General features: G+C 77.4%; 19 protein-coding genes. 9 read left to right on the top strand and 10 right to left on the bottom strand.

The annotated features are described in order from the left end of the window. Positions 1–4 precede the first annotated feature (4 nt). The gene (locus ITJ85_RS16460; RefSeq protein WP_217914192.1) at positions 5–616 is read right to left on the bottom strand and encodes a hypothetical protein; all 612 of its coding nucleotides are present in this window, start codon (positions 614–616) and stop codon (positions 5–7) included. 94 nt (positions 617–710) lie between these two features. On the opposite strand from ITJ85_RS16460, the gene ITJ85_RS16465 reads away from it, so the two are divergent. Genes ITJ85_RS16465 through ITJ85_RS16480 form a run of 4 tightly spaced genes read left to right on the top strand, consistent with a single transcriptional unit; the run spans position 711 to position 4,033 of the window. After that, a complete protein-coding gene (locus tag ITJ85_RS16465; protein ID WP_217914193.1) occupies positions 711–1,979 on the top strand; it encodes a nucleotide sugar dehydrogenase in 1,269 nt (422 codons plus the stop codon). Continuing rightward, positions 1,976–3,013, top strand: coding sequence for a Gfo/Idh/MocA family protein (locus ITJ85_RS16470; protein ID WP_217914194.1), 1,038 nt, complete (start codon positions 1,976–1,978; stop codon positions 3,011–3,013). The genes ITJ85_RS16465 and ITJ85_RS16470 overlap by 4 nt, the downstream gene beginning before the upstream one ends. Before the next feature lie 28 nt (positions 3,014–3,041). Continuing rightward, positions 3,042–3,737: an N-acetyltransferase gene (locus ITJ85_RS16475; protein ID WP_217914195.1), complete on the top strand. Its 696-nt coding sequence runs from the start codon at positions 3,042–3,044 to the stop codon at positions 3,735–3,737. Beyond that, on the top strand, positions 3,734–4,033 hold the full coding sequence (locus ITJ85_RS16480; RefSeq protein WP_217914196.1) for a hypothetical protein: 300 nt from the start codon (positions 3,734–3,736) through the stop codon (positions 4,031–4,033). The genes ITJ85_RS16475 and ITJ85_RS16480 overlap by 4 nt, the downstream gene beginning before the upstream one ends. On the opposite strand, the gene ITJ85_RS16485 is transcribed toward ITJ85_RS16480, so the two are convergent. The 3 genes from ITJ85_RS16485 to ITJ85_RS16495 all read right to left on the bottom strand — a co-directional run bounded on the left by ITJ85_RS16485 (position 4,030) and on the right by ITJ85_RS16495 (position 7,781). Further along, on the bottom strand, positions 4,030–5,808 hold the full coding sequence (locus ITJ85_RS16485) for a SpoIVB peptidase S55 domain-containing protein (RefSeq protein ID WP_217914197.1): 1,779 nt from the start codon (positions 5,806–5,808) through the stop codon (positions 4,030–4,032). The genes ITJ85_RS16480 and ITJ85_RS16485 overlap by 4 nt on opposite strands. Beyond that, entirely contained in the window at positions 5,805–7,037 is a 1,233-nt protein-coding gene (locus tag ITJ85_RS16490; protein WP_217914198.1) for a SpoIID/LytB domain-containing protein, read from the bottom strand. The genes ITJ85_RS16485 and ITJ85_RS16490 overlap by 4 nt, the downstream gene beginning before the upstream one ends. Positions 7,038–7,124: 87 nt before the next feature. Continuing rightward, positions 7,125–7,781, bottom strand: coding sequence for an oxamate carbamoyltransferase subunit AllH family protein (locus tag ITJ85_RS16495; protein WP_217914199.1), 657 nt, complete (start codon positions 7,779–7,781; stop codon positions 7,125–7,127). 15 nt (positions 7,782–7,796) lie between these two features. Here ITJ85_RS16495 and ITJ85_RS16500 point away from each other — a divergent pair, with 15 nt between their 5' ends. Further along, positions 7,797–8,129 carry a hypothetical protein gene (locus ITJ85_RS16500; RefSeq protein ID WP_217914200.1) on the top strand — a complete coding sequence of 111 codons (333 nt, stop codon included), beginning with the start codon at positions 7,797–7,799 and terminating at the stop codon, positions 8,127–8,129. On the opposite strand, the gene ITJ85_RS16505 is transcribed toward ITJ85_RS16500, so the two are convergent. From ITJ85_RS16505 to ITJ85_RS16535, 6 genes are all read right to left on the bottom strand, one after another. Then, a complete protein-coding gene (locus ITJ85_RS16505) occupies positions 8,110–8,544 on the bottom strand; it encodes a hypothetical protein (protein ID WP_217914201.1) in 435 nt (144 codons plus the stop codon). The genes ITJ85_RS16500 and ITJ85_RS16505 overlap by 20 nt on opposite strands. After that, the gene (locus tag ITJ85_RS16510; RefSeq protein WP_217914202.1) at positions 8,541–9,875 is read right to left on the bottom strand and encodes an FAD-dependent oxidoreductase; all 1,335 of its coding nucleotides are present in this window, start codon (positions 9,873–9,875) and stop codon (positions 8,541–8,543) included. Before ITJ85_RS16510 ends, ITJ85_RS16505 begins: the two co-directional genes overlap by 4 nt. Before the next feature lie 45 nt (positions 9,876–9,920). After that, on the bottom strand, positions 9,921–10,346 hold the full coding sequence (locus tag ITJ85_RS16515) for an OsmC family protein (protein WP_217914203.1): 426 nt from the start codon (positions 10,344–10,346) through the stop codon (positions 9,921–9,923). 5 nt (positions 10,347–10,351) lie between these two features. Continuing rightward, positions 10,352–11,518: an MSMEG_0565 family glycosyltransferase gene (locus ITJ85_RS16520; protein ID WP_217914204.1), complete on the bottom strand. Its 1,167-nt coding sequence runs from the start codon at positions 11,516–11,518 to the stop codon at positions 10,352–10,354. After that, positions 11,515–12,018, bottom strand: coding sequence for an AllF/FdrA family protein (locus ITJ85_RS16525; RefSeq protein WP_217914205.1), 504 nt, complete (start codon positions 12,016–12,018; stop codon positions 11,515–11,517). Before ITJ85_RS16525 ends, ITJ85_RS16520 begins: the two co-directional genes overlap by 4 nt. A gap of 951 nt (positions 12,019–12,969) precedes the next feature. Continuing rightward, entirely contained in the window at positions 12,970–15,231 is a 2,262-nt protein-coding gene (locus ITJ85_RS16535; protein WP_217914206.1) for an LLM class flavin-dependent oxidoreductase, read from the bottom strand. 81 nt (positions 15,232–15,312) lie between these two features. Here ITJ85_RS16535 and ITJ85_RS16540 point away from each other — a divergent pair, with 81 nt between their 5' ends. The 4 genes from ITJ85_RS16540 to ITJ85_RS16555 all read left to right on the top strand — a co-directional run bounded on the left by ITJ85_RS16540 (position 15,313) and on the right by ITJ85_RS16555 (position 20,898). Beyond that, positions 15,313–15,582 carry a hypothetical protein gene (locus tag ITJ85_RS16540; RefSeq protein WP_217914207.1) on the top strand — a complete coding sequence of 90 codons (270 nt, stop codon included), beginning with the start codon at positions 15,313–15,315 and terminating at the stop codon, positions 15,580–15,582. Positions 15,583–16,504: 922 nt separating this feature from the next. Continuing rightward, positions 16,505–17,488, top strand: a complete 984-nt coding sequence (locus tag ITJ85_RS16545) for a MarR family transcriptional regulator (RefSeq protein WP_217914208.1) — start codon at positions 16,505–16,507, stop codon at positions 17,486–17,488. Next, the gene (locus tag ITJ85_RS16550) at positions 17,485–18,567 is read left to right on the top strand and encodes a hypothetical protein (RefSeq protein ID WP_217914209.1); all 1,083 of its coding nucleotides are present in this window, start codon (positions 17,485–17,487) and stop codon (positions 18,565–18,567) included. The genes ITJ85_RS16545 and ITJ85_RS16550 overlap by 4 nt, the downstream gene beginning before the upstream one ends. 87 nt (positions 18,568–18,654) lie before the next feature. Beyond that, complete coding sequence (locus ITJ85_RS16555; protein ID WP_217914210.1) at positions 18,655–20,898, top strand: MMPL family transporter; 2,244 nt, start codon at positions 18,655–18,657, stop codon at positions 20,896–20,898. Positions 20,899–20,913 lie beyond the last annotated feature (15 nt).

Below are 20,913 nucleotides of genomic sequence, written 5' to 3' on the forward strand. Positions count from 1 at the left end.
GGCGCTAGATCTCGAGGTCGAAGGGGCTCGGCTCGTGACGGCGCTCGCGCCCCGCGCCCGGGCGCGGGGTCTCGTAGACCTCCTGCGGCGCGAGCCGCGGCGAGAGGGCGTCGGGGCGCACGATCACGAAGATGCGCGTCTCGCGCTCGCGCTCGGCCGACTCCCAGCGGTGCGACTCGACCCAGTCCGAGGCGCCCAGGCCGGCCAGGAGGCCCGCGACGAGGCCGGCCATCACGCCCCCGCCGCCGGTGAAGTGATCGAACAGCAGCAGCGCGACGATGCCGGTGAGCACGACCGACGCCAGGCGCATGCGGCGGTCGCGGGACGCGGCGAGCGTCTCGTGCAACGTCGACCGCGGCGGGCGCACCGCGCCGAGGAGCGTGCGCCGTACGCGCCGCGCGCCGCCCAGCGTGCCGGCCACCAGCGGCGGCACGGCGCTCGCGGCGGCGGCGAGGGCCGTGCGGTCGGGGCGCACCGGCTCGCCGAGCAGCCAGGTGCAGGCCCAGAAGGCGGCGACGACCAGCGCGGCGGCCACGGAGCACTGGCCGCGCCAGCGGGTCTCGTCGGCCACGCGCACCAGCCGGGGGAGCCCGGCGAGCAGGGTCTCCGGTCGCATCGGCTCCTTCCCCTCGTCAGCGCCGTTCCCTAGAGTAACCGCGTTTGACCCGCCGCCTCCCCTTCGCCCGGGCGCGCACCGCGCCGGGCCACAGATGAGCGGCGACGCCCCCCGGGTCGGCATCGTCGGCCTGGGCTACGTCGGACTGCCGCTCGCGGTCACGTTCGCCGAGGCCGGTGTCGCCGTGCTCGGCCTGGACGCCATCCAGGGCAAGGTCGACCAGATCAACGGCGGCCGCTCGTACATCGAGGACGTGCCCTCGGAGCGGCTGGCGCCGCTCGTGGCCGCCGGCACCGTGCGCGCGACCACCTCGTGGGACGAGCTGCGCGCCGTCGAGGCGATCATCATCTGCCTGCCCACGCCGCTCACCGAGCACCGCGAGCCCGACCTGTCGGCCGTGCTCGGGGCGGCGGAGAGCCTGGCGAGCCGCCTGCGCCCCGGGCACCTGGTGGTGCTCGAGAGCACGACCTACCCCGGCACCACGCGGGAGGAGCTCGCGCCCGCGCTCGAGCGCTCGGGCCTGCGCGCGGGGCGCGACTTCAACGTGGCGTTCTCGCCCGAGCGGGTCGACCCCGGCCGCACCGACTGGACCACGGCCACCACGCCGAAGGTGATCGGCGGCCTCACGCCCGAGTGCACCCGGCGGGCGATGGACCTGTACGGCCTCGCGTGCGAGACGCTCGTGCCGGTCTCGACGCCCGAGGTCGCCGAGCTGACGAAGCTGCTCGAGAACATCTTCCGCGGCGTCAACATCGCGCTGGTCAACGAGCTCGCGGTGCTCTGCGACCGCATGGACATCGACGTGTGGGACGTCATCGACGCCGCCGCCACGAAGCCGTTCGGGTTCATGCCGTTCCGGCCCGGCCCCGGCCTGGGCGGGCACTGCATCCCGATCGACCCCTTCTACCTCACCTGGAAGGCGCGCGAGTTCGGCCTCCACACCGAGTTCATCGAGCTGGCGGGCAAGATCAACTCGCAGATGCCGCTGTTCTGCGTCGAGAAGGTGATGAAGGCGCTCAACAGCCGGCGCAAGGCGCTCAACGGCAGCCGCGTGCTGATCATCGGCGCCTCGTACAAGGCCGACGTCAACGACACGCGCGAGAGCCCCGCGCTGCGCATCATCGACCTGCTGCGCGCCGACGGCGCGCTGGTCGAGTACCACGACCCGCACGTGCACGACCTGCCCCGGCAGGGCCTCGCCAGCGTGCCGCTCGACGAGCGCACGCTGCGCGGGGCCGACGCGGTCGTGGTGGTGACCGCCCACACGGCGGTCGACTGGGCGATGGTGGCGCGGGAGTCGGACCTCGTCGTGGACTTCCGCAACGTCGTCCCGGAGAGCGACGGAAAGGTGTGGCGGCTGTGAGCGCGGACCCGCGGAGCGTGACCATCGGCGTGGTGGGGATGAACTACTGGGGCCCCAACCTCGCCCGCAACTTCGACCGCCTCGACGGCGCCCGCCTGGCGTGGGTCTGCGACCGCGACGAGGCCGTGCTCGACCGCCACCGCTCCGCCTACCCCGGCGCGCGCTTCACCACCGACCTGGCCGACCTGCTCGCCGACGAGGCCCTGGACGCCGTCGCCGTGGCCACGCCCGTGCCGACGCACGCGCCGCTGGCGCGGGCCGTGCTCGAGGCGGGCAAGGATGCGTTCGTCGAGAAGCCGCTGGCCGTCGACGCGGCCGACGCCACCGCGCTGGCCGACCTCGCCGAGTCGTCGGGCCGGGTGCTGATGGTCGATCACCTGCTGGTGCACCACCCCGCGGTCGAGAAGCTGAAGGACCTGGTCGACGGGGGCTCGCTGGGGCGGATCTTCTACCTCTACGGCAACCGGCAGAACCTCGGCATCGTGCGCCCCGACGAGAACGCGCTGTGGAGCCTGGGACCGCACGACATCTCGGTGATGCTGCACCTGGTGGGCGAGCGCCCGGTCGAGGTCGCCGCCAGCGGCGAGAGCTACCTCCAGCCCGGCGTCGAGGACGTCGTCTTCGGGCGCATCCGCTTCCCCTCGGGGATCATCGGCCACCTGCACCTGAGCTGGCTCGACCCCCACAAGATGCGCAAGATGACCGTGATCGGCTCCGAGCGCATGGTCGTCTTCGACGACATGGAGACCGAGCGCAAGGTGACGGTCTACGACAAGGGCCCCATCCCCCGCACGGAGACGTACGGGGAGTACATCCAGGTGCGCTCGGGCGACATCCACATCCCGAAGATCCCCGCGGCCGAGCCGCTGCGCATCGTGTGCGAGCGGTTCGTCGCCGCGGTGCGCGACCGCACCCCGACCGCGTCGGACGGGCGGGCCGGCGCGGTGGTCGTCGAGGTGCTGGACGCCATGACCCGGTCGCTCGCCGCCTCCGGCGCGCCCGTGCAGCTGGCGCGGGCGCCCGCCCCCGCCTGAGCGCCCCGGCCGCGAGAAGGAGCAGCAGATGAGCCGCGAGAACCTCGTCATCGGCGAGGGCGTCGAGATCGGCGCCGACGTCGAGATCGGCGCCAACGTCGTCATCCACGACGGCACGCGCATCGGCGACGGCTGCGTCGTCCAGGACAACGTCGTGCTCGGCAAGCAGCCCAAGCTGTCGTCGCGGTCCACGAGCAAGCGTGGCGAGCTGGCCCCGCTGGAGCTCGGCGCGGGCGCGGCGGTCTGCAGCGGCGCGCTCGTCTACGCCGGCACGGTCGTGGGCCCCGGCTGCGTGATCGGCGACCTCGCCACCGTGCGCGAGCGCTGCACGCTGGGCGAGGGCGTCGTCGTGGGCCGGGGGGTCTGCATCGAGAACGACGTGCCGATCGGCGCGTGGACCAAGATCCAGTCGAACGCGTACATCACCGCGTACTCGGAGCTGGAGGAGCACGTCTTCATCGCGCCCTGCGTGACGACGACGAACGACAACTTCATGGGCCGCACCGAGGCCCGCCACTCGCAGATCAAGGGCGCGATCATCCGCCGCGGCGCCCGCGTGGGCGGCGGCGTGGTGATCCTGCCGGGCATCGAGATCGGCGCCGAGGCGTTCGTCGCCGCCGGCGCGCTCGTGACCCGCGACGTGCCGCCGGGCAAGCTCGTGGCCGGGCTCCCCGCCCAGGTGTGGCGCGACGTGCCGGCCGAGGAGATGGTCGACGCCGGATGAGCGCGCGGCCGCGCCTCGGCGTCGAGGCGCGTGAGGGCCGCGTCGCCGTGGTCGACCGCGCCCGCCCGGGCGCGCGCGAGCTGGAGCTGACGCTGCCCGGCGGGCGCACCGTGCTCGTGCCCCGGCACCTCTGCGGATGGGCCGCCGCGCCGGCCGACGCACCCGGCGCGCCGTGGCCCACCGAGCGAGCGGCGCTCGACGCCCTCGGCGGCCGCCTGGCCGACGGCGAGCCGTGGCTCGACGTGCTGGAGGAGTGGGCGGCCGGCGGCGACGCGCCGCCCGCCGCCCGGCCCTAGCGGACGACCACCCGGACGCCGGCGCGGCCGGCGTGGACGACGTACGGGACGGGCACGCGGACGCCGGCGCGCGCGTCGTCGGGGTCGTCGCCGGGCGCGAGCACCCGCACCGTGTCGTTGCGGTCGTCGGTGATGCGGCGCAGGCCGGCCATGAGGCGCGCCAGGCGGGTGCCGCCGGCCCGCGGCGCCGCCCGCTCGGCCGCGCGCACCGCCCGCGCGCGGGCGGCGGCGCCCAGGCCGACGCCGAGGTCCTGCGAGAGGTCGGCCGCCAGGGGGTCGAACCCGTCCGCGCCGCCCGGCAGCACGCGCAGGCCGGTCGGCCCGGGGCCGGCCTCGCCGGGCACCCGGAAGCGCGCGCGCACCGTCACCGCCGGCGCCCGCCACGGCTGCAGCCGCAGCACGAGGGTGGCCGCGCCCCCGGCCCGCACCCGGCGGGGCTGCACCCGCGCCGACACGAGGCGCGCGGCGCGCACCCGCGGCTCGAGGCGCTGGCTGATCGAGAGCTTCGTGATGCGCACGGGCCGGACGCCGTTCTGCAGCAGCACCTGCACGATGCGCGCGGCCTGGCCGCTCGCCAGCGTCGCCACGTCGCCCGCCGCAGCGTACGTGTTGCGGTAGGTGAACGGCCGGCGCAGGTCCGGGCTCGTCACGGACACCCGCAGCGTGAGCGTTCCCGCGGCCACCCCGTCGCGCGCCCGGACGACGGGCTCGTCCTGCAGCAGCAGGGCCACGATCGGTGCGGTGCGCTCGTCGGGCGCGATCGTGGTCCGCACCGTGCTGCGCGTGCCGCGGGCGACGTCGGTGGCCGTCGCCACCCCGGCGATGCCCTCGGCCGGGCCGATCACGCCGGTGACGCCGTCCGCGCGGTCGCCGGTCACCGTGCCCTGCACGGCGCCGGGCTCGGCGAGCTTGTAGCTCGCGCCCGCGATCGGGGCCGGGATCGTCTGGTACACGTAGCCGTCGCCGAGCAGGAACCGCGCCCGGCCGGCCCGCAGGAAGGGGTGGCCGAAGCCCAGGACGGTCGCGCCGTCGACCCAGGTGGCGGTGCCGACGGCCCCGAGGGCCAGGTCGCCGCTCGAGAGCATCACGCTCATCGACGCCCCCGGCACGAGCGGCACGGCCGGGCGCGGCGTGCGCGGGCCGATCGCGGTGAGGGTCACGCCCGCGCTCCGCAGCTCGCGGGAGAGGCCCGCCAGCAGCGGGCGGGAGGCCCCGGCCACGCTCCAGCGGGCGAGCGGGTAGGCGCCGATGCGGCCCGGGTCGCGGCGCTCGAGCGCCACGGCCGCCGCGCGGTCGCGCACCAGCCGCACGCGCCGCACCGGTGCGGCGGCGCGCCGCGCGACCGCGTTCGCGCGCTGGCCGGAGGACGAGTCGATCATCTGCTCGATCGGCGTGACCCCCACGATGACGTTGGCCTGGTCGCCGGTGCCGTACGCCACCGCGCCGATCACGCGCGCCACGCCGTCCGCGCCGGTCACGTAGACCGGGCTGCCGCTCATGCCCTCGGCCACGCCGCCGGTGGCCTCCATGAGCGGCCCGGAGGCCCGCACGAGGATCAGCGTGCCGCCGGGGCCGTCGCCCGACCGCTGGACGTCGATGACCGTCACGGGGAACGTCTCGATCGCGGTGCCCCGCACCACCGTGCGCGCCTCGCCGGTCATGCCGGGCACGACGTCCGCGAGGGGCAGGACGGGGTCGGCCGCCGCCGCGGGGCCCGCCGCCGCGAACGCCAGGCCGGCCGTCGCGACGGCGACGGCGGCCCGCCGGCCGCTCACCGGACCGCCGGGTGGGCCGTCACGGTGAACCAGGTGTCGCGCAGGCCGAGCCGGGCGCGCAGGGTGGCGCCGCTGAAGGTCGCCCGCCGGCCGGCGCGGGTGGTCACCAGCGCGCTCAGCACCCGCGGCGAGGCGCCGCGGCGCAGCACCCGCACCTCGCGCACCGGGCCGCCCAGGCCGAGCAGGGCGCCGAGGCGCTCCGCGCTGAAGGTGGGCGGGTCGGGCCAGCGGTGGAGCGGCGAGATGCGGTCGTAGGGATCGGGGACGCTCCGCAGGTAGGGCATCGGGCCGCCGCCCGGGAACACGTTCTCCACGTCCTCTGTCTCGCCGCCGGAGGTGGAGAAGAAGAACGCCGTGACGACCCGGCCATCGTATGTCAGCACCCTGCCGCGGGTGGCGTCGACCGCGCGGCTGGTGCGCGGGTCCTCGGCCGCGCGGCCGCCGTAGACCTGGCTGCGGGTGTCGTCGAAGACGTCGTAGTGCGCCGTCGGGCGCATCGTGGCCAGCGCGTAGGAGCGGGCCGCCACCGCCTGGGCGCGCAGGGCGGCCGGGGCGTCGTCGCCCCAGCCGGCCGGCATCTCGCGCGGCACGACCCCCTTGAGGTAGTCCTCCATCCCGACCGCGTTGACCAGCGTCAGCGCGCCGCCCTCCGGCACGGCGCGCAGGCGGCCGCGGTAGGCGCGGGCGGGCTCGGGGCGGCGCGGGCCCCACGACACGGCGCGGTCGCGGCCGGGGCTGGTCGCCACCACGGGCCCGCGGAGGAGGGCCACCCGGCGGCGGCCCCGCTCCAGCGCGACCCGGTCGCCCCCGAGGGCGCGCAGCCGCAGCACGGCCCGGGCGGCGAGCCGCACGGTGCGCGGGCGGCCGTCGGCCCGCCGGCCCGCGATCCGCCACGGCGTGGCGCTGGTGAGCGCGGCCGTGCGCGGGCCGCTCGCGAGCAGCACCCGCACGGTGCGCGGCGGCGCCGTCGCGAGGGCGACGCCCTGGTAGTAGTGGCGCAGGATGCGGATGGCGCTCCAGCCCGCGAGCGCGCGGCCGCGCGCGCCGTACTGGGACATGCCCACGCCGTGGCCCCAGCCGCGGCCCTCGAAGGTGAAGGAGGCGGGCGGCGCGGGCGGCGTCGGGGCCGGGGCCGGCGCGGGCCCGGTCGTCTGGGCGGCGGCGGCGCCCGCCCCGACGGCGAGTGCGGCGGCGACCGCGGCGGCCGCGATGTGGCGTGGTCGGGTCATGTGCGTGGGGACATCGGCGGGTGGCGCGGCGCAGGTTAGCGCCGGCGTCGCGGCGCGGCGACGGCGGCGGGCCTCGTCGCCGGTCCTCTACGCTGGGGCGGTGAGCCAGCGTGCGGCGAGCGCGAGGCCCGCGGCGAGCGCGGCGCCGGTCGAGGAGCCCAGGCGGCGCAGATCGGCGAGCGCGGCCTCGCGGGCCCCCGGGGCGACCAGGCGGGTCACCGGCTCGGGCGCCGCCCCGCCGGCCGCGAGGCCGAGCAGCGTGGCCGACAGCGCGCCCGTGCGCCCCGCGGACGGCGGCAGCAGCGCCGCCACCAGGGCGTCCGCCCGCTCCGGCGCCAGCCCCGCCGCCGGGGCGAGCGCCCGCACGCCGACCGCGGCGCCGCACAGCACGTCGTCGCCCTCGGGCGTCAGGCCGGGGCCGCGGCCCATCAGGCGATCCGCCGCGTCCGCGGGGCCGACGTCCGGAGGCGACGTGCGCGCGGCCAGCCAGGCGGCCAGCTCGCGCACCTGCGCCGGCCCGCCGGCGAGCGGGGGCACGACGGGGTCCCAGAGCGGCGGCGCCAGCGGGTCCCACGCCACCCGGGGCGCCGCGGGGAGCGGGCCCGCCACCGCGATGCCGTTCGGCATGCGGGGGACCCCCGGCGCGGTGAGCGTGACCACGAACCCCCGCAGGTCGAGGTGCACGGCGCCCCGGCCGGCGCCCAGCACGCGCAGCGCGCACGGGCCGCGCAGCCGGCGCGCCACCTGGGTGGAGAGCGCGTGAACGGCGACCGGTGGCTGCGCCCGGAGGTCGGCGCCCGGGTGCTCCAGCTCGTCGAGGTCGGCCCCTTCGTGGTCCAGCACCGCGAGGACCTGGGGTTCGGCGGCTGCCGGCTCACCCGGCACCGCGGCGCGACCACCACGGTCTTCGAGGTCGTGGCCTACGCCGAGCGCTCCGAGATCGGGCTCTCCTGCCACGTGGTGCACCTCCGCGACGAGCGGGACGGGCGCGAGTACGTGCTGGACACGGGGATCTGCGGGCCCGGCATGCCCGCGGACGCGTTCCACGTGCTGCCGCCCGGCGACGGGTCGCTCAGCTCCTCCAGCGCTTGACGCCCGAGGTCATCGAGACCATGCGCCGCTTGACCGGCCACGGGATGCGCGCGTAGACCGGCGCGAAGACGGCGTCCCAGAACCAGCCCGCCCCGCCGTGGGGCTCCGGCCCGCGCGCGGCGCGGCTGAAGCGCCGCTGCGACGCCGTCATGAGCGCCCGCTCGCCGGCCGAGCGCATCAGCCGCGGCGGCTTGGGGCGCGGCGGCACGACGGCCGGCCGGTCGCCGGGCCGCCGGCCCGGCGCGCCGACCTTCGACAGGGCGTCGGCGACGGCGTTCTGGCCCGCCTTGCGCGCGGTCGAGCCGGGGGGCGCCGGCGGCGCGGCCGGCATGCCGCCCCGGCCGTGGTGCGCCACCCGGTCGTGCCCGAAGTACTCGCGCACCGACTCCGGGATGCGCTCGTCGTGCGCGCTCACAGCTGCGCCATCCCGTTCTGGGCCGCCACCGAGAGCGGCTCGTAGAGGGCGCCGATCGGCGGGGAGTAGACGTTCTCCATCCACGCGAGGTCCTCGAGCGTGGCGCCGCGCTTCAGCGCGAAGGCGAGGAAGTCGGCCCGCTCCTTGATGCCCTCGCCGCCCACGAACTGGCCGCCGATCAGCCGGCCGGTGCCCGGCTCGGCGAGCAGCTTGACCCGCACCTGCTGCACGCCGGGGAAGTAGCGCGCGCGGCTGATGCCGTTGGCCGAGCCCACGACGTACGGGATGCCGAGCGAGGTGGCGAGGTTCTCGCCCAGGCTGGCACCGCCGATCTGCACCTGCCCGCCGACCATGCCCCAGGGCAGGTTGACCGGGTCGTAGCGCCGGTCGCCGCCGGCGGCGTTGGCGCCGGCCACGCGGCCCTGCTGCATCGCGTGCGAGCCGGTGAGGCCCTGCACCGCGATGCCGGTCAGGTTCTGCGGCACCTCGACGACGTCGCCGGCCGCGTAGACGTCCTCCATCGACGTGCGCATGCGCTCGTCGACGACCAGCGCGCCGGTGGAGCCGATCTTGAGGCCCATCGCGCGGGCGAGGGTCGTCTCGGGCTCCTTGTGGGTGGAGATGACGCAGATGTCGGCCTCGATCTGCCCCTGCGTGGTGTCGACCGCCCGCAGGCGGCCGTTCTCGCCCACGAAGCCGCGCAGGCCCACGCCGAAGTGCAGCTGGCAGCCCAGCTCCTCCAGGCTCGTCTGGACCGGCTCGGCGATGTCCTGGTCGGCGATCTGCGCCAGCAGCCAGGCGTTCTCGTCGACGAGGTGGGTCTCGATGCCGCGGTGCGCGAGCGCGGTCAGCATCTCCACGCCCAGCGGGCCGGCCTCGAGCACGACCGCCTTCTTGACGTCGTCGAGCGTCTCGTTGAGCTCGATGCCGCGCCGGATGTTCTTGACGAAGACGAGGCCCTCGAGGTCGTTGCCCGGCACGTCCGGCAGCGTGTAGTTCCACCCGGTGCACACCACCAGCCGGTCCCACGGCACCACGTCGCCGTTGGCCGTCATCGTGCGGTTGGCGACGTCGACCTCGGTCACCGCCGTCTGGGTGCGCAGGTCGATGCCCGCCTCCGCGTAGTTCTCCGGCCCCGCCAGGAAGAGGCGCTCGAAGTCGGGGATCTCACGGCCCAGCACGTAGGGGATGCCGCACGGCGAGTACGCGACGTCCTCGAACTCGGTGCAGACCACGACGGTGGCGTCGGGGTTGGTGCGCTTGGCCATCGAGCCCGCGCTGATGCCCGCGGCGCCGCCGCCGATCACGCAGATGCGGTGCGGTTCACCCATTCCGTGTCCTCGTCTCGTCGAGTGTGGCCGGGCGGGATCGTGACGCTAGCCCATCGGCGGGCCGTGGTGGTAGCGCAGCTCCGGCGGGTCGGTGATCGTGTTCGTGACCCAGCAGTAGCGCTTGGCGAGCTCCACGGCGGGCGCGAGCGTGGCCTGCGGGGTGGACGACTCGACCCAGAGGTCGTACGCGCCGTGGCGCGGCTCGCCCACCTGCCGGTGCGGCCGCACATGCACGCGCAGGTCGTCCAGGGGGATGCGCTTCTTGCGCGCGCCCCAGGCGACCGCGATGCAGAAGCACGAGGCCAGCGCGACCACCAGCATCTCGGTGGGCATGGGGCCCGTGTCACCGCCGCCGAACTCCTCGGGCTCGTCGACGCGCACCGAGTGGCCCCGGCCGCTGACGTCGGTCGCCATGCCGCCGCGCCATTCGGCGGTCCAGACGGCGTACTCGTGCGGCTCGTCGACCGGCACGCCGTTCAGCCCCCCGGCAGGCCCGCGTAGAGCCGCTCGTGCGCCTCGGCGGCCGCCGGCCAGCCGAAGGCCGCCGCGGTGCGTCGCCCCCCGGCCACCAGGCGCTCCCGCAGCCCGTCGTCGCGGACCGCCTCGGCCAGGGCGCGCGCCAGCGCGGCGACGTCGCCGGCGGGCACCATGCGGCAGTCGCGCCCGTCCTCGAGGAACTCGCGCAGCACGGGCAGGTCGCTGGCCACCACCGGCACCCCCGCCGCCTGGGCCTCGAGCACGACCAGGCCGAAGCCCTCGCGCTCCGACGGGAACGCGAACACGTCGGCGGCCCGGAAGAGGGCGGGCATGTCGTCGTCGGGCACGGGGCCCAGCACCGCGACGTCGGCGTCGTGCGGCGGCGCCGGGCCGCGGTGCACCCGCAGCCCGAGGCGCGCGGCGTCGTCCTCCCAGGCGGCCCGGTAGTCGGCGTAGTCGAACAGCGTCTCGCCGCCGGCGATCGCGAGCAGCGCCCCGGGTCCGAGCTCGCCGCGCGCCGCCGCGAACGCCGCGAGCAGCGCCCGGCTGCCCTTGCGCGGCTCGATCCCGCCCACGGCCAGCACGGCCGGCCGGTCGCCCCAGCCCATCCGCCGGCCCGCCTGCGCCCGGTCGAGCGGGCACCCGGCGAAGCGCTCGCCGTCGACGCCGTTCGGGATCACCGTGGCCGCGACGCCGTGGTCGCGGCGCAGCACCTCGGCCCAGTGGTGGCTGACGCACACCCGGTGGTCGACGTCCTCGATCGAGGCGCGCTGGCAGTCCGCCAGCACCGGGCTCGCGAAGTCGTCGACGTGGTGGACGGTGCGCACGATCGACGGCACGCGCCCCTCGGCGCGCAGCGCCAGCAGCGAGCGCGCCGACAGGCAGTCCTCGGAGTGGTGGACGTCGGCCGGCCCCGCCGCGCGCAGGCCGTCGGCGAGCGTGGCCGCGTAGCGCAGGATGCGCGGCTCCACGTCCTCGCCGGGGCGGCGGTCGACCGGGACCAGGCGCACCGGCACGCGGGGCTCGCGGAAGAACCCGGCCCCGTCGGGCGACAGCGCCCACAGCTCGACGTCGTGGCCGCGGTCGCCGAGGGCCTCGGCCAGGTGCAGCGCGTGCACCACCCCGCCGCGCGGCTTGACCGAGTAGGTGACCAGACGGATCCTCACCCGGCGAGCGCGGCGGCCAGCCTGGCGGCGGCGGCGTTCGTCGGTGCGAGCCGCACCCCGGCGTCATGCAGCGCGGCCTCCTGGCGGCTGCGCACCTGGGGGTCGTCCTCCGTGCCGAGCACGTACCCGACCACCGCGAGCTGCGGCCGCGCGTCGAGCGCCTCGCGGATCACCGGCACCAGCACGGAGGCCGGGTCGGGGTGGCTCGCGTACCCCAGCACCACGTCGATCAGCAGCACGCCCACGTCGGGGTCGGCCGCCTCCTCGGCGAGGCGCTCGGCACGGGCCGCCGGGTCGATCATCGGGTGCGGCCGGCCGCGGGTGAACTCCTCCTCGCCGAGGTCGAGGCAGGCGTGGCCGCGCGGCTCGCCCTCGAGGCGCCGGGCGCGGCCGGCGGGGGCGTTGGACGACACCGTCCCGAGCTCCTCGGCCAGGATCGCGGCGGCCTCGCTGCAGAGCGTACCGCCGGAGAACAGCCCGCGCACCGCGCCGCCGGTCACCCAGCCCGCCCGCGGCGCGGGGGGCGGCGCGCGGCCGGCCGGCCAGGCGGGCGGCCTCGAGCGCCGCCGCCTCGAGCGTCGGCGCCAGGTGCACGCCCTCGACGGGCTCCACGCCCCCGCCGACCATGCAGGCCACCGCCGGCGTGCCGCAGCCCGCCAGCGCGCGCAGCACGCGCTCGGCCACCTCGGGCGAGGGCGGCTTCGAGACGCAGAGGATCACCTCGGTCGCCTCGTCGGCCGCCAGGCGCGCGATCGCGTCGAGGGCCGTGATCGCCCCCACGTCGTCCTTCAGGTCGCGCCCGCCGGTGCCGTAGCAGGCGCTGACGCCCGCGCCGGCCCGGTCGACGAGCACGGTCACCTCCTGCGCGCCCGTGCCCGCGGCGGCCACGACGCCCACCGGCCCGCGGGCGACCACGTTGGCGAAGCCGAGCGCCACGCCGTCGACGATCGCGGTGCCGGCGCCGGGCCCCATCACCAGCAGGCCCAGCTCGTGGGCGCGCCGCTTGAGCGCGACCTCGTCGGCGAGCGGCACGTTGTCGGAGAAGAGCAGCACGTCCATCCCCGCCCCGAGCGCCTTGTGGGCCTCCAGCGCGGCGTACTCGCCCGGCACCGAGACCACGGCCACGTCGGCCTCCACCCGGGTCAGGCTGCGCGGCGCCCGCTCGGCCGCCGCGGCCCCGCCCGCCCCGCCGCCGGACGACCCGAGCGCCTCCTCGGCCGCCGCCACCGCGGCCTCCGCGCCCTCGCCGCGCGCCGCGATCACGAGGTCGTCGGGACCCGCGCCGTCGATCGCCGGATCGCTGATGCCGAGCCCCGCGGCCTCCTCCCGGTTGGCCGGCGTGCCCATGAAGCAGACGGCGCGCTCGACGCCGTCGACCGACTCCGCCGCGCGCGCGGCGGCCATCATCTTGGCGCTGTCCGCCCAGCGGCCGGCGTGGACCCTCGCGACGATCACGACGCCGACACCACGCGGCCTTCGGGCCCGGCGAGCAGCGGCTCGGCCTGGGCGCCGTGCGCCTCGTCGTCGGTCTCGCGCGCGCGCAGCAGCACGGCGTGGGCACCCTCGAGCATGACCGCCCCCGGTCGCAGGTGGATGAACGGCGAGGCCTGGGCCATCGCGTAGGCGCCGGTCTGGCCGATCCAGACGAGGTCGCCCACCTGCAGCGGCGGCAGCGGCACCTCGCGCGCCACGGCGTCGTGCTGCAGGCACAGCGGCCCGTAGAGGTCGGTCGGCCGCTCCGCGCCCTCGCGGGGCGCCACGGCGTGCACCGGCGAGCGCTTCCACTGGACGCACGGCACCTGGGTGATGCCGACGTCGACCACCGCCCGCCCGCGGCCGCGGCGGGCCACGACCCGGGTCAGCAGCCAGCCGGCGTCGCGGATCAGCGCGCGGCCCGGCTCCAGGATGAGCGGCGGGTGGCCGGGGCCCAGCGCGGCGCGCGCGGCGTCGAGGTGGCCCGCCAGGCCGGCCGCGGCCGGCCAGCCGCCGCCCAGGTTGAGCCACTCCACGCCCCCCAGCCGGTCGGCGACGTCGCGCAGCATGGCGGCGGCGGCGGTGAAGCGCGACACGGGCACCGGGTACTCGACGGTCACCCCGTGGATGGGCGGGCCGCTCGGCGGCAGCTCGCCGAGCTGGTACGCGCCCAGGTGCACGTGCAGCCCCGTCAGCGGCAGGCCGGCGCGCGCCAGCACGGAGGCGGCCGCCGGGGCCATGCGCGGCGGCACGCCGAAGCGGTCGCGGCCCACGCGGTCGGGCGGCACCAGGCGCAGCCCGACGCGCGCCCCCGGCGCGGCGTGCCGCGCGAGGCGGGCGATCTCCCGCACCTGCTCCGCGCCGTCGGCGACGACCGTGGCGCCCTCGGCCAGCGCCCGGCGCAGCTCGTCGGCGGTCTTAAGCGGGCCGTTGAACACGATCCGCGAGCCGGGCACGCCCGCGCGCCGGGCCGTGCGGTACTCGAAGCCCGAGGCCACCTCGGCCCAGCAGCCGGCCCGGTGCAGGCGCGCCACGAGGCCCATCAGCGGGTTGGACTTGAGCGAGTAGGCGACGGTCACGTCCGGGCCGGCCGCCGCCCGGAAGGCGAGCGCCTCGGCCTCGATGCGCGGCCCCTCGAACACGTAGAGCGGCGTGCCGAAGCGCTCCGCCAGCTCCGCCGCGCGGGCCGGCGGCCGCGGCCCGGCCGCCCGCACGACGTTCGAGCGGCGCGGCGCCGGGGCGGCCCGCCGGGGGGCCGCCGCGCGCCGGGACACGACCCGCGGCCACACCTCGGCGCCCACCCTGCCGACCTCCTCCAGGTGCGGGTAGCCGGAGGCGATCACCAGGTCGACGCCCGCCTCGCGGTACTGCCGCAGCATCGCGGCCACCTGCGCGTACGAGCCCACGAGGGCGGTGCCGGCGCCGCCGCGCACCGCGCGGATGCCGGCCCACAGGCCGGGCGCGACCCACCCCTCGCCGTCGGCCGGGATCGCGTTCATGCGCGCCTGGCCCACGCTGTCGAAGCCGGCGTACTCGGCCTCGCGGTCGCCCGCCACCTGCGCGCGCGAGAGCAGCTCCGCCGCGGCCTGGCGGGCCTCCCGCTCGTCCGGGCGGGCGATGATGTGGATGCGCAGGCCGAACCGCATCGGCCGGTCGGCGCGGGCGCGGACGGCCGCCACCCGCTCGGCGATGCGCTCGGGCGGCTCGCCCCACATGAGGTAGGCCTCGGCCTGCTCCAGCGCCAGATCCACGGCCGCCTCGCTGGCGCCGCCGAGGTAGAACGGCCCGCCGAAGCGGCGGCGCACCGTGCGCGCCAGCCCGGCCAGACGGGCGTAGCGCTCGTCGTGCGGCAGCGGCGGGGTGCCGTAACGCGCGTCCGGCCCGCCGCCCGCGACGAGGTTGATCGCCACCCGCCCGGGCGCGGCGCGCTCGAGCGTCTCTGCCTGGTGCGCGGCGAGCTCGGCGGCGATCCCGGCCGGGTTGACCGCGGCGATGATCCGGATCGACCGGGTCAGCGCCGCGAGCGCGCTCGCCGTCGTCCAGCTCTCGGCGAACGGCGCGTCGGGGGCGAACGAGTCGTTGACCGTGCCCGTCGGCACGAGGATCTCGGTCGCGCCGGCGCGCTCGGCGGCGCGGGCCACCCGGGCCAGGTACGCCGGCTCAGGGGCGCGCTCGGGCCTGCGGGTGCCCAGCCACCGCCCGTCGCCCTCCGAGGGGCAGTACCAGCCGAGCGCGATCACCCGTCCATGCTAGCCCGGCCGGGACGCGTCCGCCGATCCCATGCCTCCCGTAGGCTCGTGCGACGGCGAGGCGGGGGTGTCGTGGCGGGCTGGAGGGTGGTCATCGAGACGCGCGCGCCGGGCGACGCCGGGGCGTCAGCCGAGCGGTACGAGGTGACGCCGCCGCCCGAGCCGGGGACGGAGCGCGCCGTGCTGCGCCAGCTCGTCACCGGGATCCACCCCGGCGCCGTGGAGCTCGGCCACGACGGGGGCACGAGCCGCTTCGCCGACGGCGACCGCGAGATCGCGGCCCGGTTCGAGGGCGGCGGGCCCCCCGACGCCCCTGGGCAGGGGACGCTCTTCGACGCGTAGGCCTCCGCGGCCGGGGTGCGGAGCGGGCGAGGGCCGTCCGTTGACGACGTCGGCTGGGACCGGGTGGTCGAGGCCCGTCCCGTGACGGGGCCGTCGACGGACCGGGTCGGCTGGGGCCGATCCGTTGCGGGCGGGACCCGGCGCCCGCTTGACGAGGTCGTCGACGGACGGGGTCGGCTGGGGCCGATCCATTGCGCGGGCGGGACCCGGCGCCCGCTTGACGAGGTCGTCGACGGACGAGGGTCGGCGGGGGCCGATCCTCTGCGCGGGCGGGACGCGGCCCTGCGGGCCGGCTCGCGCTGGGCGGGTGGTCGCGGTGCGGGGTCGGCTGGGGCCGATCCTCTGCGCGGGCGGGACCCGGCCCTTCGGGCCGGCTCGCGCTGGGCACGTCGTCGACCGGCGTGCCCCGAGCGCGGGGGCCGGCCCACTTGCGGGGCCGGCCACGCGGCAAATCGCCCCTGGCCGGGGCGATTTGCGGACCGGCGCACCGCCTTCGGCGGGGCGGGCGCCGGAAACCCCACTGACGTGAGCGTCCGTGGTGCGCGTGGGGGTGTGCCCCGCGCCCTCGTGGCCGGTTTGTCCCGCTCCCGCCTTCGGCGGTCGTGTCTACGACCACCTCGTCCCTCGACCACGTCGTCCGGGACGGAGTGCGACCACCCCGCTCATGGACGGGTCCGCACCGCGACCGGGTCGCCGCGCGGCGCGCCCCGGCGGCGCGTCAGCGCCGACGGAGCCGCGCGGTTAGGGGCAATCTGCCGAATCGCCGCGCCCCGGCCGCCAGGCCGGAGCCATTCCGGCCGGCGCGCCAGCAAGCGTTCCTCGTTCGACGCAGCCCCATCGCTCGCCGCCGCGCGCCGGCCTGCGTCCCTCGGTCCGACGCGGCCCATACCCTTGCGTCTGTTGCTGCTACTGTTGCAACCCCATGGAGCAGCCGGAGCTCGGCAACCGCCCGCTCATCGCCACGGCGCGGGATCAGGCGCTGGTCCTGCCGCGGGCGGAGGTCGCCCAGGTGGCGGATCTCGCGCGGCGGGGGCTCAACGTGCTGCTGGCCGGCGAGCGGGGGGCGGGCCGCACCACCGCGCTGCACGCGGCCGCGTTCGCGCTGCGCGAGGCGGGGGGCCGGGCGGAGGTGGTCGACGCCGCGCCCGCGCGGGTTCTCGACGACGTCGTGGCGGCGATCGACGCGGCCGTGGCGCGGCACGGCGGCGACGCCGGCGGCGGCGGGGTGGCGGCGGGCGGCGGCGCGCTCGAGCGGGTGCGGCGCTGGCGGGCGCTGGACGGCTCGGTGATCGTGATGCTCGACGACCTCGCCCCGGAGCTCGCCCAGCCGCTCTTCGGCCGCCTGCGGGACGAGCTGTGGCAGACGCCCGTGCGCTTCGTGGTGGCCGCGCCGGCAGCGGACGCGGGCGCGTTCCTCACGCCGCCGGCCGACGTCTTCTTCGAGGGCCGCGTGCGCCTGGAGCCGCTGGGGGTCGCCGAGCAGCTGGAGCTGCTCGGGCGGCGGCTGCCCCCGGAGGACGCCGAGCGGGCGATGCGGGCCGTTGCCGGGGCCGGGGCGTCGACGCCGCGCGAGGTGGTCGGCCTGGCGCGGCAGGCGCTCGTGGAGGGCGCGCAGCACGACGAGCTGGCGGCGGCGGCGCGGGTGCGCAGGGAGCGCGTCGAGCGCCTCGGCCCCGCCGCCTCGCGGCTGCTGGCCGAGCTCGAGGCGGCGGGCGGCGCCAGCGCGTCCGACCCGCGCCTGCTGGAGCGGCTCGGCTGGTCGCGCCAGCGCGTCGCCCAGGTGGCCGCGGCGCTGGAGGCGGCCGGCCTGGTGGCGGCCGCGCCGGTGCGCGGCGAGGACCGGCGGGTGCGGCGGGTGTTCACCCCGCTCGCCGTGCCCGCCCCGCCGGCGGAGGGCCACGGGTGAGCCGCGAGGCCCTCGTGGAGATCCGCGAGCGCAACGCGCTCGGGATCCGCCACTACGAAGCGCTCGAGGCGCTGCACGTGCCCTGGGACGAGCTCGTGGGCGGCAGCCGCGTGGAGGGCGAGCTCGGCCGGCTGGCGCGCAGCGGCGGGCGGGTGGCCGTGGTGGGCCCGTCCGGCACGGGCAAGTCGAGCGTGCTCGCCGCGGTGCTGGGCCAGCTCGCGCCGGGGGTGCCCGACCACCTGGTGCCCGTGCGCATCCCCATGAGCGTGGTGGAGCGCGACGTCATCGACTCGGGCGACTTCGCGCGCCACATCGTGCGCCAGGTGATCGACTGGGCGGCGCCCGACATGCCGTCGCGGCGGGAGCGCGAGGCGCTCGAGGCGCGCATCGCCGACCTGTCGCGGCGCAGCCGGCGGCCGCGCCGGCCCGGCTTCGCGCTCAACGTGCCGCTGTCGCTCGTGTCGCCGCGCCTCGGGACGCTGACCGCCGGCCTGGCGCGCGACATCCAGGCGGCCTCGGGCGAGTGGGAGACGCGGGTGCTGGCCGGCGAGCCCTGGCGGGCGCTGGCCGACCTCGTGGAGGTGGTGCGCGGGCGCGGCCTGGAGCCGTTCTTCGTGCTCGACGACACCGACGTGTGGCTGCGGTCGGTCTACGCGGGCGAGGCCGAGGCGATCGTGCGCGGCTTCGTCGCCAACGTGCGCACGATGATCACCGAGCTCGACTGCGGCCTCGCGCTGCAGGTGCACACGGAGTACCTGGAGTACCCGGCCATGGCCGAGACGGCCCGGCGCCTGACCCTCCTCGAGCTGCCCCGGCTGCCCGACCCGCCCGCGGGGCTGGCGCGCATCCTGGGGCGGCGCCTGGAGGTGGCCGGGGTGCCGGGCGGCGTGGCCGACGCCTTCGCGCCCGAGGCGCTCGAGGCCCTCGGCGACGTCTACGGCGCCGCGGGCGACCTGCGCCTGGTGCTCGCGGTGGCCGACGAGGCGGTGGGCGAGGCGCTGCAGGACGAGGGCGCCGCCCTGGTGGGGCCGCCGGCCCTGCGGGCCGCCCAGGCCAAGCGCACGCACCTGCTCGGCTGACGCCCGGCGCGCCACCGGGCCCCCCTTTACCCGCCTCGGCGGGTGGTGCGATCCTCGACCCCAGGCATCGCACCGACGGGGGGCGTCGTGGCCGACGGGGGCCGAGCGCCGGCGCGGGGGACCGGGGTCACCGGGCGCGCGGCCCGTGCCTGCGCCCGCCACCCGTGGCGCACCATCACGACCTGGGTGCTGGCCCTCGTGGTGGCGGTGCTCGCGGCGGGCGCCCTGCTCGGCGACGGCCTGACGGCCGACGAGACGCTCAGCAACCGCCCCGACTCGGTGGTCGCCAAGGAGCTGCTCGACGAGCGCCTGGGCGAGGGCGAGCTCGGCAGCGAGGTGGTCGTCGTGCGGGCCGCGCGGCCGGTCGGCGACCCGGCGGTGCGGGCGGCGGTGGCCCGCCTGGCCCGCGACCTGCGCCGCTCGGGCGGGGCCGAGGAGGTGCGCGTCGACCCGCGGGCGCCCGGCCCCGGCCGGGTGTCGGCCGACGGGCGGGCGCTGCTGGTGCCGGTGCAGCTCGCCGAGCCGCCCGAGGACGCCGTCGAGCCGGTGATCTCCGTCGTGGAGGCGGCCGACGGACGCGACGGCCTGGCGGTGGCGATCACGGGCGAGTTCACGCTCTCGCACGACTTCGACCTGATCGCCGAGCGCGACCTGCGCGAGGGCGAGTTCCGCATCGGCTTCCCGGCCGCCCTGATCGTGCTCGTCCTCGTGTTCGGCGCGCTCGTGGCGGCGGCCCTGCCGATCGTCCTGGCGCTCGTGTCGATCGCGGTGGCGCTCGGGCTGACGGCCGTCCTCTCGCAGGGCTTCCCGCTGTCGTTCTTCGTCGTGAACATGGTCGTGGCCATGGGCCTCGCCCTGGGCATCGACTACGCCCTGTTCGTGGTGTCGCGGGTGCGCGAGGAGCGCGCCGCGGGGCGCGACCGGGTCGAGGCGATCGCGATCGCCGGGTCGACCGCCAGCCGCGCCGTGCTGTTCAGCGGGAGCGCCTTCGTGCTCGCCATGCTCGGCCTGCTGCTGGTGCCGAGCACGGTGATGCGCAGCCTCGCGGCGGGCGCGATCCTGGTCGGCATCGTGACGGTGGCGGCGGCCCTCACGCTGCTGCCGGCCCTGCTGGCCCTGCTCGGCGACCGGATCGACGCCCTGCGGGTGCCCTGGGTCGGGCGGCGGCTCGAGCGCTCGCGCCACCGGGAGGGGCGGTTCTGGGTGCGGGTCGTCCGCGGCGTCACCGCCCACCCGGCGGTGAGCCTGGCGTGCGCGGTGGCCGTGCTGCTGGCGGCGGCCTCGCCGCTCGTCACGATGGACATCGGCGCCGCCGAGGTCGGCACGCTGCCCGGCGACTCGGTCACCAAGCGGGGCCTGATCGCGCTCGAGCGCTCGTTCCCCCAGGCGAGCGCCGAGCCGGCGGAGGTCGTCGTGGACGGCCCCGTCGGCGACCCCGCGGTGCGGACGGCCTTCACGCGGCTGGAGGCGTCGCTCGCCGCGGATCCGCGGTTCGGCCCCGCCGAGCTGGTCGAGCTGCCGGGGCGCGACCTGTCGATCATGCGGGTGCAGATGGGCGGCGACCCGCTGTCGGACGAGGCCATCGCCGCCGTGCGCGAGCTGCGCGACCGGCTCGTGCCCGCGGCGTTCGCCGGGTCCGAGGCCGACGCGCTCGTCGGCGGGCCGACCGCGCTCAACCTCGACTACTTCGACGTGATGCGGCGGTGGCTGCCGCTGGTGATCAGCTTCGTGCTCGGGCTGAGCGTGATCCTGCTGACCGTGGCGTTCCGCTCGGTGGTGGTCGCGGCGAGCTCCATCGTGATGAACCTGCTCTCGGTGGGCGCCGCCTACGGCCTGCTGGTGCTCGTCTTCCAGCACGGGGTGGGGACCGACCTGCTCGGCTTCCAGCAGGTGGACACGATCGAGGCGTGGGTGCCGCTGTTCCTGTTCGCGGTGCTGTTCGGGCTCTCGATGGACTACCAGGTGTTCCTGCTGAGCCGCATCCGCGAGCGCCACACGCAGACGGGCGACACGCGGGCCGCGGTCGTCTTCGGCATCGGCTCCACCGCCCGGATCATCACCGGGGCGGCGCTGATCATCGTGGCGGTCTTCATCGGCTTCGCCGCCGGGGACCTCGTGATGTTCCAGCAGATGGGCTTCGGCGTGGCCGTCGCGCTGCTGATCGACGCGACGATCGTGCGCTCGGTGCTCGTGCCGGCCACCATGGCCCTGCTGGGCGGGTGGAACTGGTACCTGCCGGGCTGGCTGGGATGGCTGCCGCACGTGGAGGTCGAGGGCTCGGGCGACCGCCGCGCCGCGCGCGCGCCGTCGTCCTCGGTGCCGACCTCGTAGCCCCACGCCGGCCCG

Origin of the sequence: Miltoncostaea marina (assembly GCF_018141525.1) — a bacterium.
Taxonomy (GTDB): Bacteria; Actinomycetota; Thermoleophilia; order Miltoncostaeales; family Miltoncostaeaceae; genus Miltoncostaea; species Miltoncostaea marina.